The organism is Ruegeria sp. HKCCA6837, assembly GCF_013034475.1.
In the GTDB taxonomy this organism is placed as follows: Bacteria; Pseudomonadota; Alphaproteobacteria; order Rhodobacterales; family Rhodobacteraceae; genus Ruegeria.
This window is the reverse complement of record NZ_WQGD01000056.1, coordinates 1-1172: the sequence shown is the minus strand read 5'-3', so window position 1 is coordinate 1172 and position 1172 is coordinate 1. Positions and strand designations below refer to the sequence as shown.

At 58.7% G+C, this 1172-nt stretch carries 1 protein-coding gene; it reads left to right on the top strand.

Annotation, left to right across the window (positions count from 1 at the left end; translation table 11 throughout):
• A partial coding sequence (gene tuf / locus GOV91_RS22500; RefSeq protein WP_171237136.1) for an elongation factor Tu occupies positions 1-1172 on the top strand: 1172 nt, incomplete at both ends.

Here is a 1172-nt window from a genome sequence, read left to right as displayed (position 1 = left end):
ATGGCAAAGGAAAAGTTTGAGCGTACAAAACCGCACGTCAACATCGGCACGATTGGCCACGTTGACCATGGTAAAACGACGCTGACCGCAGCAATCACCAAGTATTTTGGTGACTTCAAAGCGTATGACCAGATTGACGGTGCGCCGGAAGAAAAAGCGCGCGGGATCACCATCTCGACTGCCCACGTGGAATACGAGACCGACAACCGCCACTATGCGCACGTTGACTGCCCCGGCCACGCCGACTACGTCAAGAACATGATCACCGGTGCTGCCCAGATGGACGGCGCGATCCTGGTTGTGAACGCTGCTGACGGCCCGATGCCGCAGACCCGCGAGCACATCCTGCTGGGTCGCCAGGTTGGCATCCCGAAGATGGTCGTGTTCATGAACAAAGTTGACCAGGTTGACGACGAAGAGCTGCTGGAACTGGTGGAAATGGAAATCCGCGAGCTGCTGTCTTCGTATGAATACCCCGGCGACGATATTCCGATCATCGCAGGTTCGGCTCTGGCCGCGATGGAAGGCAACAACCCGGAAATCGGTGAAGAGAAGATCAAGGAACTGATGGCGGCTGTTGATGAGTACATCGACACCCCCGAGCGTGCTGTGGACCAGCCGTTCCTGATGCCGATCGAAGACGTGTTCTCGATCTCGGGTCGTGGTACCGTTGTGACCGGTCGTGTTGAGCGTGGCGTGATCAACGTTGGCGACGAGATCGAAATCGTCGGTATCCGCGACACTTCGAAAACCACCTGCACCGGTGTTGAGATGTTCCGCAAGCTGCTGGACCGCGGTGAAGCAGGCGACAACATCGGCGCCCTGCTGCGTGGTGTTGACCGTGACGGCGTCGAGCGTGGCCAGGTTCTGTGTAAGCCGGGTTCGGTTACACCGCACACCAAGTTCGAAGCCGAAGCCTACATCCTGACCAAGGAAGAAGGCGGTCGTCACACCCCGTTCTTCGCGAACTACCGTCCTCAGTTCTACTTCCGTACAACTGACGTGACCGGCACCGTGACCCTGGCCGAAGGCACCGAGATGGTCATGCCTGGCGACAACGTGTCGTTCGGCGTTGAGCTGATCGCACCGATCGCGATGGAGCAGGGCCTGCGCTTCGCGATCCGCGAAGGCGGCCGCACCGTCGGCGCCGGCGTTGTGTCGAAAATCATTGA